This window comes from Amnibacterium soli, from assembly GCF_039544415.1.
In the GTDB taxonomy this organism is placed as follows: Bacteria; Actinomycetota; Actinomycetes; order Actinomycetales; family Microbacteriaceae; genus Amnibacterium; species Amnibacterium soli.
This window is the reverse complement of sequence record NZ_BAABLP010000001.1, coordinates 607,284-622,733: the sequence shown is the minus strand read 5'-3', so window position 1 is coordinate 622,733 and position 15,450 is coordinate 607,284. Positions and strand designations below refer to the sequence as shown.

The 15,450-nt window shown below is 73.4% G+C and carries 16 protein-coding genes; 5 read left to right on the top strand and 11 right to left on the bottom strand.

Going from position 1 to position 15,450, the window contains the following annotated elements; all coding sequences use genetic code 11:
- Window positions 1–2: 2 nt before the first annotated feature.
- The 3 genes from ABEA53_RS03095 to ABEA53_RS03085 form a co-directional block, all read right to left on the bottom strand.
- Complete coding sequence (locus ABEA53_RS03095; RefSeq protein ID WP_345479473.1) at window positions 3–797, bottom strand: PP2C family protein-serine/threonine phosphatase; 795 nt, start codon at window positions 795–797, stop codon at window positions 3–5.
- 45 nt (window positions 798–842) lie between these two features.
- Window positions 843–1,832 carry an FHA domain-containing protein gene (locus ABEA53_RS03090; protein WP_345479472.1) on the bottom strand — a complete coding sequence of 330 codons (990 nt, stop codon included), beginning with the start codon at window positions 1,830–1,832 and terminating at the stop codon, window positions 843–845.
- Between the two features lie 75 nt (window positions 1,833–1,907).
- A complete protein-coding gene (locus ABEA53_RS03085; RefSeq protein ID WP_345479471.1) occupies window positions 1,908–3,356 on the bottom strand; it encodes a gamma-aminobutyraldehyde dehydrogenase in 1,449 nt (482 codons plus the stop codon).
- Window positions 3,357–3,472: 116 nt separating this feature from the next.
- Between ABEA53_RS03085 and ABEA53_RS03080 the strand changes: the two genes are divergently transcribed.
- The 5 genes from ABEA53_RS03080 (at window position 3,473) to ABEA53_RS03060 (ending at window position 8,052) form a co-directional block, all read left to right on the top strand.
- On the top strand, window positions 3,473–3,952 hold the full coding sequence (locus tag ABEA53_RS03080; protein ID WP_345479469.1) for an Lrp/AsnC family transcriptional regulator: 480 nt from the start codon (window positions 3,473–3,475) through the stop codon (window positions 3,950–3,952).
- Window positions 3,953–3,982: 30 nt separating this feature from the next.
- The gene (locus ABEA53_RS03075; RefSeq protein WP_345479468.1) at window positions 3,983–5,395 is read left to right on the top strand and encodes an aspartate aminotransferase family protein; all 1,413 of its coding nucleotides are present in this window, start codon (window positions 3,983–3,985) and stop codon (window positions 5,393–5,395) included.
- Entirely contained in the window at window positions 5,380–6,744 is a 1,365-nt protein-coding gene (locus ABEA53_RS03070) for an NAD(P)/FAD-dependent oxidoreductase (protein ID WP_345479467.1), read from the top strand. The genes ABEA53_RS03075 and ABEA53_RS03070 overlap by 16 nt, the downstream gene beginning before the upstream one ends.
- A 72-nt stretch (window positions 6,745–6,816) precedes the next feature.
- Window positions 6,817–7,341: a TspO/MBR family protein gene (locus ABEA53_RS03065; RefSeq protein WP_345479466.1), complete on the top strand. Its 525-nt coding sequence runs from the start codon at window positions 6,817–6,819 to the stop codon at window positions 7,339–7,341.
- A 123-nt stretch (window positions 7,342–7,464) separates the two neighbouring features.
- Window positions 7,465–8,052, top strand: coding sequence for a DNA-3-methyladenine glycosylase I (locus ABEA53_RS03060; RefSeq protein WP_345479465.1), 588 nt, complete (start codon window positions 7,465–7,467; stop codon window positions 8,050–8,052).
- Between the two features lie 18 nt (window positions 8,053–8,070).
- On the opposite strand, the gene ABEA53_RS03055 is transcribed toward ABEA53_RS03060, so the two are convergent.
- The 8 genes from ABEA53_RS03055 to ABEA53_RS03020 form a co-directional block, all read right to left on the bottom strand.
- Entirely contained in the window at window positions 8,071–8,850 is a 780-nt protein-coding gene (locus tag ABEA53_RS03055; RefSeq protein WP_345479464.1) for an ABC transporter ATP-binding protein, read from the bottom strand.
- A complete protein-coding gene (locus tag ABEA53_RS03050) occupies window positions 8,847–9,659 on the bottom strand; it encodes an ABC transporter ATP-binding protein (RefSeq protein ID WP_345479463.1) in 813 nt (270 codons plus the stop codon). Before ABEA53_RS03050 ends, ABEA53_RS03055 begins: the two co-directional genes overlap by 4 nt.
- Window positions 9,656–10,531 (bottom strand): ABC transporter permease, encoded by an 876-nt coding sequence (locus tag ABEA53_RS03045; RefSeq protein WP_345479462.1) that lies wholly within the window; start codon window positions 10,529–10,531, stop codon window positions 9,656–9,658. The genes ABEA53_RS03050 and ABEA53_RS03045 overlap by 4 nt, the downstream gene beginning before the upstream one ends.
- A complete protein-coding gene (locus tag ABEA53_RS03040; RefSeq protein WP_345479461.1) occupies window positions 10,528–11,538 on the bottom strand; it encodes an ABC transporter permease in 1,011 nt (336 codons plus the stop codon). Before ABEA53_RS03040 ends, ABEA53_RS03045 begins: the two co-directional genes overlap by 4 nt.
- A gap of 67 nt (window positions 11,539–11,605) precedes the next feature.
- The gene (locus tag ABEA53_RS03035) at window positions 11,606–13,195 is read right to left on the bottom strand and encodes an ABC transporter substrate-binding protein (RefSeq protein WP_345479460.1); all 1,590 of its coding nucleotides are present in this window, start codon (window positions 13,193–13,195) and stop codon (window positions 11,606–11,608) included.
- Between the two features lie 129 nt (window positions 13,196–13,324).
- Complete coding sequence (locus tag ABEA53_RS03030; protein ID WP_345479459.1) at window positions 13,325–14,413, bottom strand: dipeptidase; 1,089 nt, start codon at window positions 14,411–14,413, stop codon at window positions 13,325–13,327.
- A gap of 10 nt (window positions 14,414–14,423) precedes the next feature.
- Window positions 14,424–15,140 (bottom strand): YaaA family protein, encoded by a 717-nt coding sequence (locus tag ABEA53_RS03025; RefSeq protein ID WP_345479458.1) that lies wholly within the window; start codon window positions 15,138–15,140, stop codon window positions 14,424–14,426.
- A gap of 49 nt (window positions 15,141–15,189) precedes the next feature.
- Complete coding sequence (locus ABEA53_RS03020) at window positions 15,190–15,450, bottom strand: F0F1 ATP synthase subunit epsilon (RefSeq protein ID WP_345479457.1); 261 nt, start codon at window positions 15,448–15,450, stop codon at window positions 15,190–15,192.

Sequence of the window (15,450 nt, the reverse complement as noted above, 5' to 3'; positions counted from 1 at the left end):
GGCTAGGCCCGGGCGGGCTCGACCTCGACCACGTCGACGACCACGACGGTCACGTTGTCGCGACCGCCGGCCTCGAGCGCCTCGCGCACGAGGGCCTGCGCGGTGGCCTCGGCGGGCGCCCCTGCGGAGACGAGGGCCTGGATCCGCTCCTCCCCCACCTCCTTGGTGAGGCCGTCGGAGCAGGCGAGCATCCGCACGCCGGGCTCGATCGGCAGCATCCAGTAGTCCGGCATCGGCGGCTCGTTGAAGCCGACCGCCCGCGTGATGACGTTGCTGTCGGGGTGCGTGTCCGCCTGGCGGCGCGTGATCGCACCGGCGTCGACGAGCTCCTGCACCACCGAGTGGTCGACCGTCACCTGCTCGAACTCGCCGTCGAACCAGCGGTAGACGCGGGAGTCGCCGACGTTGAAGACCGCGAAGTAGGGGTCGTCGTCCGAGACCGTCAGCGCGACGCCGGTCACCGTCGTGCCCGCGCCGGTCAGCGCCGTGCCGTCCAGGTGGGTGATGTCGTGGGACGCCTGCGCGAGCGCGAGACCGATCGCGGCGGGCGTGACGAAGCCGTCCTTCGCCGCGGTCCGCAGCCGGTTGACGACGGCGTCGCTCGCGAGGTCGCCCGCGGCGTGCCCGCCCATGCCGTCGGCGACCGCGAAGATCGGCGGCACGGCGATGTAGCTGTCCTCGTTGACCTGCCGACGATGGCCGATGTCGGTGGCCGTGCCCCACGAGAGCACGACGGCGCCTGCGCCGGTGGGCAGTGCGATGCGGCGGGGCCCGCTGCTGGATCCGATCTCCGTCACCCTGCGGCCTGCTCCTTCACGGTCGGGGCCGAAGTCGAGGGCCGGTCAGCGGTAGACGAGTATCTCGATGACGTTCCCGTCGCCGATGTCGATGAGCGTACCCGGAACGACCGGCAGCGACTCGCCCGACTCGAGGCGGCGCACCCCGCTGCCCGGCTGCCGGACGACGGTGCCGTTCGTCGACTCGAGGTCGGTGAGCACCAGGCCCTCGTGCGTCGGGCGCAGCTCGATGTGCGTCGCGGACACCTCGCGGCTCGGGCTGTCGACCCGCACGAGCCGCGGCAGCACCCCTCCGGTCACGCGGGGGCTGCGCGGCTGCCGGCCGACGTAGACGGGCGCATCGACCCGCTCGACGGGGCGGTCGCCGACGCGGAAGGCCGCCGCGGTCGACGTCTCGGGCGTGGGCGCGGTCGCCGGCGGCTCGCCGCGGTGGCGGCGGAGGGACGCGGCGCGGCGGCCCAGGTCCCCCAGCACGTTCGTGTCGTGCGGGTCGAGGGAGGCGAGCGGCGGCGCCTGCACCGGCGTCGGCCGCGAGCGGGGCGGGGGCGGAGGAGGAGGCGGCGCGAGCGCCTCCGAGGCCCAGCCGAGCCACGGGCCGAACACGACCCCGCCGTCGATGGGCAGGTCGCGCTGCTGCGGCGCGAGGTCGCCGGGCGAGCGCTGCAGCGGCCCGAGCGCGAACCGCTCCACGCCCGACAGCTCCGCGACGTACCAGGGCTCGGACCCGCGGGCGTCGATGCGGCGCACCCGGCTCGCCACCGAGACGTCGGCGCAGCCGGCGCCGCGGACGACGAACGTGGTGGTGCGGCCGAGCGCCGCGATCGCGAAGTGCTCCACCGAGGAGACCCCGCGCGACGGGATCGCCGCGATCAGCGCGTCGAGGCCGAGCGAGTCGTCGGCGGCGATCCGCCACAGCGTGCTCATGGTCGAGACGGTCGTCGCCGGTCCGAACGCACCGAGGAACCGGTCGGTGACGAGCAGTCGCCAGTCCGCTCCGGGCTCGAGGACCTCGGCGGAGTAGAAGGCACCTGCCATTGCGTGAAGCCGTCCCCCGTCGATGCCTTCTCGAGCACCTGTCCGACCAGGACCGGCGCGAGTCGAATGGTGCGCTCAGGCTCCGATGTAGGACATGACGTGCTTGACGCGAGTGTAGTCCTCGAAGCCGTACATCGAGAGGTCCTTGCCGTAGCCGGAGTGCTTGAAGCCGCCGTGCGGCATCTCGGCGACCAGCGGGATGTGGGTGTTGATCCACACGCAGCCGAAGTCGAGCGCGCGGGAGACGCGCATCGCGGTGCCGTGGTCGCGGGTCCAGACGGAGGAGGACAGGCCGTACTGCACGTCGTTCGCCCACTCGATCGCCTGCGCCTCGTCGCGGAAGCGCTGGACGGTCTGCACGGGCCCGAAGATCTCCTGCTGCACCGCCTCGTCGTCCTGACGGAGGTTCGACACGATCGTCGCGTCCCAGAAGTAGCCGGCGTCGCCGTGGCGCTTTCCGCCCAGCTCCACCTTCGCGTGGTCCGGCAGGCGGTCGACGAAGCTGGCGACGCGGGCGAGCTGGTCGGCGTTGTTCACCGGGCCGTACAGCACGTCCTGGTCGGGCGCACCGGTGGTCGCGTGGTCGCGGGCGTACTCGGCGAGCGCCGCGACGAACTCGTCGTGGATGCCGTCCTGCACGAGCACGCGGGTCGCGGCGGTGCAGTCCTGGCCGGCGTTGAAGTAGCCGGCGGTGACGATGCCCTCGACGGCGAGCTCGATGTCGGCGTCGTCGAAGACGATGACGGGCGCCTTGCCGCCGAGCTCGAGGTGCACGCGCTTCAGGTCCTTCGACGCCGCCTCGGCGACGGCCATGCCCGCGCGCACGGAGCCGGTGATCGACACCATCGCGGGGATGGGGTGGTCGACCATCGCGGCGCCGGTCGCCCGGCCGCCGGTGATCACGTTGAGCACGCCCGAGGGCAGGAACTCGGCCGCGACCTCGGCCAGCAGCAGCGTCGACGACGGCGTGGTCTCGGACGGCTTCAGCACCACCGTGTTGCCCGCCGCGATGGCGGGGGCGAACTTCCACGTCGCCATGTTCAGCGGGTAGTTCCAGGGCGTGACCTGCCCGACGACGCCGATGGGCTCGCGGCGGATGAAGGAGGTGTGGTCCTTCAGGTACTCGCCGGCGCTGCGGCCCTCGAGGTTGCGGGCCGCGCCCGCGAAGAAGCGGATCTGGTCGACGGAGACGAGGATCTCGTCCGCCACCAGGCTGCCGAGGGGCTTGCCGGTGTCCTTCGACTCGAGCGCCGCGAACTCGTCGGCGCGCGCCTCCATCGCGTCGGCGATGCGGAACAGCGCGAGCTGGCGCTCGGACGGCGTCGTGTCGCGCCAGGTGTCGAAGGCGGTCCTCGCGGCCCGGAAGGCGGCGTCGACCTGCTCGGCGCCGGAGTCGACGGAGGTGCCGTAGACCTCCTCCGTCACCGGGGAGACGAGGTCGATGGTGCCCGGGCCGCCGTCCTGCAGCTCGCCGCCGATGAAGTTGCCGAGTGCCGTGTTCCCGAGTGCCGTCGTCTCCGCCATGGCACGAACCTACCCGGCGCCCCGGCCCGGTGCGACGGTCGATGTCGTGGGTTACAAAGGCCTCCGACGACGGATCCGGTGGCGGGAACCCGGCCGTGCTGACAGACTCGCCCGTCATGACGTCCCGGCAGCGCGATCGGCAGGCACCGGTGCAGCTCGACGACGTCTCGAAGGCGATCGTCGACCAGCTGCAGGAGGACGGGCGCCGCTCGTACGCCGACATCGGCAAGCACGTCGGGCTCTCGGAGGCGGCGGTGCGCCAGCGCGTGCAGCGCCTGACCGAGGCGGGCGTGATGCAGATCGTGGCCGTCACCGACCCGATGCAGCTCGGCTTCACCCGCCAGGCGATGATCGGCATCCGGGTGTCGGGCGACGCCCGCGAGGTCGCGGACCGCCTGGCCGCCCTGCCCGCCGTCGACTACGTGGTCATGACGGCCGGCACCTTCGACGTGCTCGCGGAGGTCGTCTGCGAGAACGACGACGACCTGATCGAGCTGCTGAACACGGAGATCCGGCAGCTGCCCGGCATCACCGCGACCGAGACGTTCATGTACCTGCAGCTGCGCAAGCAGGCCTACCACTGGGGCGTCCGCTAGAGCCCCGCACCGCACGAGGAAGAGGAGACCATGACCGTCACCGACCAGCTCGTCCCGGACCCCGCCCCGGCCGCCGACGCGGCCCTGCAGGCGAAGGCGCGCGATCACCTCTGGATGCACTTCTCCCGGCAGAGCGCCATGGAGGCGAACGGCGTCCCGGTCATCGTCAAGGGCGAGGGCCACCACATCTGGGACGCGAGCGGCCGGCGCTACATCGACGGCCTCTCCGGGCTCTTCGTGGTCAACGCGGGGCACGGCAGGCGGCGGCTCGCGGAGGCGGCGGCGAAGCAGGCGGAGCAGCTCGCCTTCTTCCCGATCTGGTCGTACGCCCACCCGTCGGCGATCGAGCTGGCCGAGAAGCTCGCCCACGAGGCGCCCGGCGACCTGAACCGCGTGTTCTTCTCCACCGGCGGCGGGGAGGCGGTCGAGACCGCGTACAAACTCGCGAAGAACTACTTCAAGCTGATCGGCAAGCCGGAGAAGTACAAGGTGATCTCGCGTCAGTACGCGTACCACGGCACGCCGCACGGCGCGCTCGCGATCACCGGGCTGCCCGGCATGAAGGCCCCCTTCGAGCCGCTGCCCGCGGGCTCCTTCCGCGTGCCGAACACGAACGCCTACCGGGCCGAGGAGGCGGGCGGCCCGACGGACGACCTGGAGGCGTTCGGGCGCTGGGCGGCCGACCGCATCGAGCAGCAGATCCTGCTCGAGGGTCCGGACACCGTCGCCGCCGTCTTCCTCGAGCCGGTGCAGAACTCCGGCGGCTGCTTCCCGCCCCCGCCCGGCTACTTCCAGCGGGTGCGCGAGATCTGCGACCGTCACGACGTGCTGCTGGTCTCCGACGAGGTGATCTGCGCGTTCGGCCGCATCGGCTCCACCTTCGCGTGCGACGTGTACGGCTACCGGCCCGACATGATCACGTGCGCGAAGGCGATGACGAGCGGCTACTCCCCCATCGGCGCCACGATCGTGTCCGACCGGATCTACGAGCCGTTCCGCCACGGCTCCACCTCCTTCGCGCACGGCTACACGTTCGCCGGCCACCCCGTCTCGGCGGCGGTCGCGCTCGAGAACCTCCGGATCTTCGAGGAGGAGGGGCTGAACGAGCGGGTCCGGGACAAGAGCCCCGTCTTCCGCTCGACGCTCGAGCGCCTGAAGGACCTGCCGATCGTCGGCGACGTGCGCGGTGACGGGTACTTCTTCGGCATCGAGCTGGTGAAGGACAAGGCGACGAAGGAGACGTTCGACGACGCCGAGTCCGAGCGGCTGCTGCGCGGCTTCCTCTCGACCGCGCTGTTCGAGGCGGGGCTCTACTGCCGTGCCGACGACCGCGGCGACCCCGTGATCCAGCTCGCGCCGCCGCTGACCATCGGCGAGCGCGAGTTCGACGAGATCGAGGGCATCCTGCGCGGGGTCCTCACGGAGGCGTGGACGCGCCTGTGAACCCGCGGCGCACGTCCTTCTGGCTGGACGACCTGGTCGAGCGCGGCCTGGACGACCTCGCGCCGCGTGCCGCCCTGCCGGGCGACCTGCGCGCCGACGTCTGCATCGTCGGTGCCGGCTTCACCGGGCTGTGGACCGCGGTGAGCGTCCTCGAGCGCGAGCCGGACGCCCGCGTCGTCGTGCTCGAGCGGGAGTTCGCCGGGTTCGGCGCCTCCGGCCGGAACGGCGGCTGGGCCTCCGCCCTGCTGCCGATCGGCCCGGCCGAGCTGGCGCGGCGCCACGGCGCCGAGGCCGCCCGTGCGATGTCCGCGGCGATGGTCGACACCGTCGACGAGGTCGGCCGGGCCTCGGCCGCCCTCGGCATCGACTGCGACTACTCGCGGCGGGGCACCTACTCCCTGATCCGCTCGGTCCTGGCCGACCGGGCGGCGACCGAGGAGCAGCGGGAGGCGGAGGAGGCGGGCCTGCCCGTGCCCGAGCGGGTGTCCGACGCCGCCCTCGGCGTCGCGCTGCGCACCGACGCGTGCGCGAGCCTGCACCCCGCGAAGCTCGTCCGCGGGCTCGCACGGGCGGCGGAGGAGCGCGGCGCGACCGTCTTCGAGGGCACGACCGTCACGGGGGTCGAGCCGGGCCGCGTCACCACGACCGAGGGCACCGTGCTGGCGGACCGGATCGTCGTCGCGACGGAGGCGTGGGGCTCGGCGCTGCCCGCCGTCGGCCGGCGGATCCTGCCGCTCTACTCGCTCGTGCTCGCGACCGAGCCGCTGCCGGAGGCGGTCTGGGCGCGGGTCGGGCTGCCGCGCGGCGCCACGGTCACCGACTTCCGCCACAACCTCGTCTACGGGCAGCGCACCGCCGACGACCGGCTCGTGTTCGGCGGCCGCGGTGCCCGCTACCACTTCGGCAGCGCGATCCGCCCGGGCTACGACCGCTCCAGCCGCGTGCACCGGCACCTCGAGCGGTCCGTCACCGCCCTGTTCCCGGCGATGACCGGCGTGCGGTTCACGCACCGCTGGGGCGGCCCGCTCGGCGTGCCGCGCGACTGGCACCCCTTCGTCTCCCCCGTCGCGGGCGGCCGCGTCGTCGTGGCGGGCGGCTACGTCGGCGACGGGGTCGCCGCGGCGAACCTGGCCGGGCGCACGGTGGCCGACCTGGTGACCGACCGGCGGACGGCCCTCACCGCGCTGCCGTGGGTCGGGCACCGGCCGCCGCGCTGGGAGCCGGAGCCGCTGCGCTTCGCCGGGGTCAACGCCGTCATCGGCTCGCTCGCGGTCGCGGACGCCGAGGAGGCGGTCACCTCCCGTCCGTCCGCGATCGCCGCGGTGTCCGGGCGGCTCGGGCGGGAATGACCCCGGGCGCGACACCCGGCCCCCGTACCATCTGCTCCTGACGAAGGAGCAGCCCTGTCCTACACGACCACCATGCGCCGCACCGGACCCGCGCGGCCCCGCCGCCGGGTCACCGCCCGCGACCTCGGCGTGCTCGGGCTCTTCGTGCTGATCGCCGCGGCCGTCGCGGCGTTCGGCAGCGTCGTCGCGGTCACGCAGGTCGACGGCTGGTACGCCTCCGCGCCCCACGTCACCTGGACGCCGCCGAACTGGGCGTTCGGCGCGGTGTGGAGCGTGCTCTACCTGCTGATCGCGGTGTCCGGGTGGCTGCTCTGGTTGCGGCGCGCCCGCGGCGCCCTCGTGCTCTTCGTCGCCCAGCTCGCCGTCAACTCGCTCTGGACGCCCGTCTTCTTCGGCGCCTACCCGCTGATCGGCACGGCCGCCCTCTGGATCGGCGTGGCGATCATCGTGCTGCTCGACCTGCTGGTCGTCGCGACCATCGCCACGGCCTGGCCGGTGTCCCGCTGGTCGGCGGTGCTGCTGCTGCCCTACCTGGCCTGGATCCTCTACGCCAGCACGCTGAACTGGGGCGACGCGGTCATCATCTCGCTGGGCTGAGCGGCGCCGCGATCCGTTCCTCCCCAGGGCGGATCCCCCTCCGGGATCGGATGCGACCGTCCGCGGCGGCCGCGGCGGACCTACCGTCCCGGCGTGCTCCCCGCTCCCAGTAGCCTCCCGACCATGACCGCCGTGACCGGACCCGACGGCCGCGCCCGCTGCCCGTGGGCCGCCGGCGAGCTGTACGCCGCCTACCACGACGACGAGTGGGGCGTCCCGCTGCACGGCGACCGGGCGCTCTTCGAGAAGCTCACCCTGGAGGGCTTCCAGAGCGGCCTGTCCTGGATCGTCGTGCTGCGCAAGCGCCCCGCGTTCCGTGAGGCCTTCGCGGACTTCGAGCCCGCGGTGGTCGCCGGGTTCGGCGAGGCGGACGTCGAGCGCCTGCTCGCGGACGCGGGCATCGTGCGCAACCGGCAGAAGATCGAGGCGGCGATCGCGAACGCCCGCGCCGTCGTCGCGCTGCAGGAGCGCGACGGGGAGGGCGCCCTCGACCGGCTCGTCTGGTCCTTCGCCCCCGCGGCCGCCGCCGAGCACGTGCCGCCCGCCGACCTGCAGGACGTGCCCGCCGCCACGAGCACCTCGAAGGCGCTCGCCAAGGCGCTGAAGCGCGAGGGGCTCCGCTTCGTCGGCCCCACCACGCTCTACGCCCTCATGCAGTCCGCGGGCCTCGTCGACGACCACGTGGAGGGGTGCTTCCGCGCCGAGCGGTGACCGCGCCCAGCCCGCACGTCAGACCGCGGGCAGCCGCCCGAGGCCGTCCGCGATCGGGATCGCGGCGAGCAGGCGGCGCGTGTACGGGTGCTGCGGATCCGCCCACACCTGCTCGGCGGGACCCTGCTCGACGATCCGTCCCGCCTGCATGACGGCGATCCGGTCCGCGATGACCCGCACGACCGCGAGGTCGTGGCTGATGAACAGCAGCGACGCGCCCCGGTCGAGCGCGACGCGGCGCATCAAGTCGGCGACGCGAGCCTGCAGGCTCGCGTCGAGCGACGCGATCGGCTCGTCCCCGATCAGCAGGTCCGGTCCCGTCGCCATGGCGCGGGCGATCGCGACCCGCTGCCGCTGGCCGCCCGAGAACTCGTGCGGGTACCGCCCGGCCGCCACGGCGTCGAGTCCCACCGCGTCGAGCAGCTCGGCGACCGACGGCGCCCCGCCCTCGGCGACGCGTCGCCCGTCCTCGATCTGCGCGCCGACGCGGCGGCGCGGGTTGAGGGAGGCGTACGGGTTCTGGAACACCATCTGGATGCGGCGCTGCCGCACCTCGCGGGGGCGGAAGCCGAGCCGCTTCACGGGCTCCCCGTCGAGCAGGATGCGCCCGCCCGTCAGCGGCTCGAGGCCGCACACCGCGCGGGCGAGGGTCGACTTGCCGCAGCCGGACTCGCCGACCAGGCCGACGACCTCCCCGGCGCGCACCTCGAGGTCGACGCCGTCGACCGCGGTGAGGACGCCGCGCCCGGGCTGGCGGTAGGTGACCGTCGCCCCCTCCACCGCGAGTCGTGCGGTCATGACCGGTCCTCTCCGACGCCCGGAGGCGGCGTGTGCGGCAGCGACTCCACGAGCTCCTTCGCGTAGTCCGTCCGCGGCTCGCGGATCACCTGGTAGCGCGGGCCGTGCTCGACGACCGCGCCGTGCCGCATCACCGCGACGGTGTCCGCCACGGCGGACATGACCCCGAGGTCGTGCGTCACGAGCAGCACCGCGAGGCCGAGGTCGTCGGTCAGCTCCCGCAGCAGGCGCAGCACGCCCGCCTGCACCGTCACGTCGAGCGCGGTCGTCGGCTCGTCCGCGATCAGCACCTTCGGCTCGCACGCGATCGCGACGGCGATCGCGATGCGCTGCAGCTGGCCGCCCGAGAACTGGTGGGGGTAGCGCCGCAGCGCCGCCTCCGGGTCCGGCACGCGCACCCGCTCGAGCAGCTCGGCGGCCCTCGTGCGCGCCGCCCCGCGCGACAGCCCGAGGTGGTGCCGCAGGTGATCCGTCAGCTGCGTGCCGATGGAGAGCATGGGCTGCAGGCTCGCGGTGGGGTCCTGGAACACCATCGCGATGCGGCGGCCGCGCATGCGGTTCAGCGCGCCGGGGCGCAGCGCGAGCAGGTCGGGCACCTGCACCTCGCCGTCGTCGTAGGCGACCGTGCCGGTCACCCTGCCGCCGGCGGGCTGCAGCCCCATCACGGTGAGCCCGGTCATGGTCTTGCCGGAGCCGGACTCCCCCGCGAGGCCGGTGACCTGGCCCGCGGGCACGGTCACGTCGACGCCGTCGAGGATGCGGCGGCCGCCGAGCTCGAGCACGAGCCCGCGGATCTCGAGCCCGGTCATATCGAGGACCCCTGGACGGCACCGGCGGTGCGCGGATCGAGCGCGTCGCGTAGCGAGTCGCCGATGAGGTTGAACGCGACGACGACCGAGAAGATCGCGAGGCCCGGGAAGGTGGCGAGCCACCAGCTCGAGAACTGGGTGACGCCGTCGGCGACCATCGAGCCCCACTCCGGCGTCGGCGGCACCGCGCCCAGTCCGAGGAAGGACAGGCCCGCCAGCAGCAGGATCTGGTTGCCGAAGTCGAGCATCGCCAGCACGAGCATCGGCGCCGACACGTTCGGCAGCACGTCGCGGCGGAGGGAGGTGAACGGCCCGGCGCCGAGCAGCCGGCCGGCGACGACGTACTCCTGGCCGCGGGCGCCGAGCACGAGCGCGCGCATGACGCGGGCGTAGTTCGGCCAGGACACGACGAGCAGCGCGAGCACCGCGTTGGCGAGGCTGGGGCCGAGGGCCGCGGCGACGACCATCGCCAGGATGATCGTCGGGAACGCGAAGACGAGGTCCGCGAGGCGCATGATCACCTCGTCGACCACGCCGCCGAGGTAGCCGGCGATCGCGCCGAGCACCGAGCCGACGACCAGGGAGCCGGCGACGAGCAGGACCGCGAGCGGCAGGGAGGCGCGGACGCCCCAGAGCGTGCGGGCGAGCACGTCGCGGCCGAGCTCGTCGGTGCCGAACGGGTGCGCGGCGGACGGGGCCTGCAGCGCGACGTCGATGCTGCGCCGGAGCGGGTCCTGCAGCCCGAGCAGCGGGTCGACCAGCGCGACCAGCACCCAGGCGAGCAGGACCACGGCGCCGCCGAGGGCGGCCGGGCGCCGCCAGGCGGCCGGGACTCGCAGCGCACTCCGGCGCCGCAGCGGGACGGCGGTCATCCGACGCGCACCCGCGGGTCGACGAAGCCGTACACGAGGTCGATGACGAAGTTCACGGTGATGTAGACGACTCCGACGATCAGCCCGACGCCCATGATCGAGGGCAGGTCGAGGGAGGTGGCGGCGCGGTAGGCGTACTGGCCGATGCCGCCCCAGGCGAACACCTGCTCGGTGAGCACGGCGCCGGACAGCAGCGAGCCGAACGCGAGGCCGACGATCGTCAGGATCGGCAGCAGCGCGCCGCGCAGCAGGTAGGCGGTGACGACGCGCAGCGGCGGGAGCCCCTTCGCGCGGGCGGCCCGCACGTAGTCCTGGTTCAGCACGTCGAGGATCGACGAGCGGGCGAACCGGACGAGCAGCCCGAGCGTGTACACCGCGAGCACCGAGCCCGGCAGCACGAGGTGCGCGAACGCGTCCGCGGCGACGTCGGGCTGCCCGGCGAGCAGCGCGTCGATCGTGAAGAGCCCGGTGACGCGCGGCGGGGCGTCGTATATCGCACTGAGCCGCCCCGAGCCCGGGGTGACGTGCAGCACGAAGAAGAACAGGAAGTACGCCGCCACCGCGAGCCAGAAGGTCGGCACCGAGATGCCGACCACGCTGATCGCGCGGATCAGCTGGTCGCTGAACCGGTTGCGGCGCAGCGCCGCCACCACGGCGAGGACCAGCCCGATGACCACGGCGACGACGATCGCGAAGATCGCGAGCTCCGCGGTGGCCGGGAAGGCGTAGCCGAGGTCCTGCACGACCGGGTTGCGGGTGCCGATGGAGGTGCCGAGGTTCCCCTGCAGCAGGTGCCCGAGGTACACGAAGTACTGCACGACGAGCGGCTGGTCGAGGCCCTGCTCGGCGCGGTAGGTCGCGACGATCTTCGGGTCGTCGGCCGCCCGCTGCCCGAGGGCGGCGATCACGGGATCGCCGGGGACGAGGTTCGTCAGCACGAACGTGACGACGGTCACGCCGACGATGAGGACCAGGGACAGGCCGAGCCGGATGGCGATGTAGCGCACCAGCGGCGGCAGCCGCCGCCCGGACCTCGCGGCCCGGGCGGCGGTCTCCGCGCGCTCGTCGAGTGCGCTACTCGATCGTGGCGAGGTCAACCGTCCAGATCGCGTTCTGCGTGACGCCGCCGACCCCGTTGGTCACCGCGTACTTGGCGGCCTGCACGAGCGGCACGAACGCGCCGTCCGCGTTGGCGGCCTTCTGCCACGCCTGGTACGCCGCGGCCCGCTCGTCGCCCTGCGCGGCGATGGCCGCCTCCTTGGCCTTCGTCACCTCGGGCGCCATGTCCTTCGCCCAGCCGGCGCGGAGGCCGAGGCCCTCACCGGGGCTGAAGGTCAGGTAGTCGGAGGGGTCCGGGAAGTCCGGGCCCCAGTACATGAGGCCGGCCTGCAGCTTGCCCGCCCGGTAGGAGTCGAGCAGCGTGGCGATCGGCAGGCCGTTCAGCTTCACCGCGATGCCCGCGGCCTTCAGGTCCGACTGGATCGACTGCGCCATGTCGGCGAACGAGACGCCGTCGAGCGCCGCGTCCGTCGGGTAGGACAGCGTGATCGACTGGCCGCTGTACTTCGCCGCGGAGAGGTCCGACTTGGCCGCGGCGACGTCGGTCGTGTTGTTCTCGTCCGTCGCGAGCGAGCCGAGGAACTGCGACGGCACGATGCCGCCCGGCTGCGTCGAGCCGCTGCCGGCGATGGTCTGGATCGCCTTGTAGTCGATCGCGTGGCGCACGGCCTTCACGAAGTCCGGCTCGTCCGTCACGCCGCCCGAGACGCCGGCGTTCTGCTTCAGCCACAGGTAGCCGACGTTCGCCGACGGGGTCTTGATGACCTTGATGTCGCCGGAGCCGAGGCCGTTCACCTGCTGCGCGTTGAGGTTCAGCGCGAGCTGCGCCTGGCCGCCCTGCACGTCGATCTTCTGCGAGGGGCCCTTGACGTTCTGCAGCACGATGCGGCCGTAGGCCGGCTTGTCGCCGACGTACTTCGGGTTCCGCTTGAACACGACCTTGCTCGTCGCGTTGTAGGACGACAGCGCGTAGGGCCCGGAACCGGCCGACGTCGCGTTCAGGTAGGACTCGGCGCCGTCGCTCTTGTCGGTGGTGCCGCCGTGGGCCTGCAGCGTCTTCGAGTCGAGCACGCCGAGCGACGGGTTCGGCAGGATCGTCGGCAGCGCCGGGTTCGCCTGGGTGTCGGTGATCGTCATCGTCGTGTCGGACGTCTTCGCGATCGCGAACGGCTTGCCCGTCGAGAGGTTGGAGAGCAGGAACGACGGGTTGCCCGCGATGCCCTGCACGCGCTTGTAGGACCAGACGATGTCGTCGATCGTGACGGGGTTCCCGCTCGCGAAGACGTGCTTCCCGTTCAGGGTCAGCGTGATCGTCTTCTCGTCGTCGCTCATCTTGTAGGTCGTGAGCTGCGGCACGGGCTTCGTCACGTCCGAGCCCTCGAACGTCAGCGCCGTCTCGTAGAGCGCCTTGTCGACGATCGAGCCGGTGAGCTCGAAGGCGCGCGCCGGGTCGGAGGTCTTCAGGTCGAAGGCGTTGTCGACCACCAGCGTCTTGTCGCCCGTGCTCTGACCGCCGCCGGTGCTCGACGAGCACCCGCTCACGATCAGCGCGACGGCGGCTGCGGTCGCGGTCATCGCCGTCAGGCGTGCCGGCAGGTGCTTCATGCGTCTCCTCGATGTCGGCGGCCGCCCCCGGTTCCCCGGGCACCCGGCCGCCCGACGACGGTAGGGGCTCGACGTTTCAGGTGCGTTTCAGCTTCGGCGCTCGGCCGGGATCGACACCGTTCCGTGACGTCAGCGGAGGAGCCCGGAGGCGCGCCGCGAGCCCGCGAAGGCGGCGTCCGTCTCCCGCAGCACGCGCAGCGCGTTCGCGCCGGCGAGCCCCGCGAGGTCGGCGGCGCTCCAGCCCCGGCGGGCGAGCTCGTCGAGCAGCAGCCCGTACCCGTCGACGCCGGTGATCCCCTCCGGCAGCGCGTCGACGCCGTCGAGGTCGCCGCCGAGGCCGACGTGCCGCACGCCGGCGACCTCGCGGGCGTGCTCGACGTGATCGGCGAGCAGGGAGAGCGGCACGCGAGGCGCCGGACCCTCGCGGCCGTCGCGGTCCCACGCCATGTAGTCGGCGTCGAGGAACTGCGGCACGAAGGTGACCATGATCACGCCGCCGTTGCCCGCCAGGCGCACGAGCACGTCGTCGGGCACGTTCCGCGGGTGGTCGTTCAGCGCGCGGCAGGAGCTGTGGCTGAAGATCACCGGCGCGCTCGTCACGTCGAGCGCGGCGTGCATGGTGCTCGGGGCGACGTGGGACAGGTCCACGAGCACGCCGAGGCGGTTCAGCTCGCGGACGTACGCGCGGCCCCGCTCGGTGAGGCCGCCGTGCACGGGCTCGTCGGTCGCGGAGTCGGCCCACGCGCTGTTCCGGTTGTGGGTCAGCGTCAGGTAGCGCACGCCGAGGGCGGCGAGCATGCGCAGCACGGCGGGCGAGTCGGCGATGCTGTGCGCCCCCTCGGCGCCGAGCAGCGAGGCGACGCGACCGGAGGCGCGGGCGGCCTCGACGTCCGCGGCGGACCGGGCGAGCACGAAGTCGTCCGGGTACGCCTCGACCATGCGGTGCACGAGGTCGATCTGCTGGAGGGTCTCGGCGACCGCGTCGTTCCCGCGGTCCTCGTCCTCGACGAAGACGCTCCAGAACTGCGCGCCGACCTTGCCGCGCCGCAGCCGGACGATGTCCGTGTGGCCGGGCAGCGGCCCCTCCAGGCCCTCGACGGAGGAGCCGTGCCCGAGGCGCCGCTCCCAGGGCCAGTCGTTGTGCCCGTCGACGATCGGCGCGAGCTCCAGCGCGCGCCGCACCGCCTCGGCCGCCGCAGTCGCCGTCACCTCGGTCATGGGGTCAACGCTAGACGCGGAGGACGACGTCCGAGTCGCCGCGCGGCTCGAGCGGCACGCCGTGCGCGGCGGCCCAGTGCAGCAGCTCGTCGCGCGAGCCCGCCTCCGCCCCGGTCTCCGCCAGCCGCCGCACGAGCGCGCCCTTGGCGTGCTTGTTGAAGTGGTTCAGCGCCCGCCCCTCCGCGGTCTCCACGAGCAGGAAGGCGCTGCCGGCCGGTGCCGCCCCGAGCGCCGCGTAGGCCTCGGACCGGGCGTCGAGCACCCACTCCCCCGTCGCGGCGATCGCGGACGCGACCGCCTCGCGCCAGTGCGCCTTCAGCGACAGGTCCGGCAGCGTCGTCGACCCGGACAGCCGGTAGAGCGGGATCGGGTCGGTCGCCCGGACCAGGCCGAAGAGCGCCGACGCGACGACCACGTGCGCGTCGACCCACGTCCGCGCAGCCGGCGGCAGCGTCGAGGCGTCGAGCCCGTCGTAGAGCACGCCGGTGTACCGCTCGATCGCCGGCAGCACCGGCCCGGTGGTCAGCTCGCGGTTCCAGCGCGCCTCGTGCGCGTTGCGCGCGCCGAGCTTCAGCACGGAGGGCGCGTCCTTCAGCGGCACGCGCTTCAGCGCCGCCTGCGCCGTGCGCCGCCGTCCGCGCAGGGACGGGAAGGAGAGGGTCGCGGGGTCGAGGACGCCCGCGCCGCCCTCCGCCTTCGTCTCCGACGGCGGGATGAGGACGATCACGACGTGCCGAAGGGGCGGCCCCGGCGGGACCGCCCCTTCGGAGCAGTGATCAGGCCAGCGCCGCGGCGCGCGCGGCGATGGTGACCGTGTCGTTCTCGACGGAGATGAAGCCGTCCTCCGCGTTCGCGGTGACGCGGCCGCCGTCGGCGGCGGTGATGCGCACCTCGCCCGCGGACAGCACGCCCAGGAGCGGCTGGTGACCGGCGAGGATGCCGATCTCCCCCTCCTTGGTCTTCGCGACGACCATGGTCGCCTGCCCGGACCAGACCTGCTCGTCCGCCGACACGACGGTGACCGTGAGGTCGGCCAT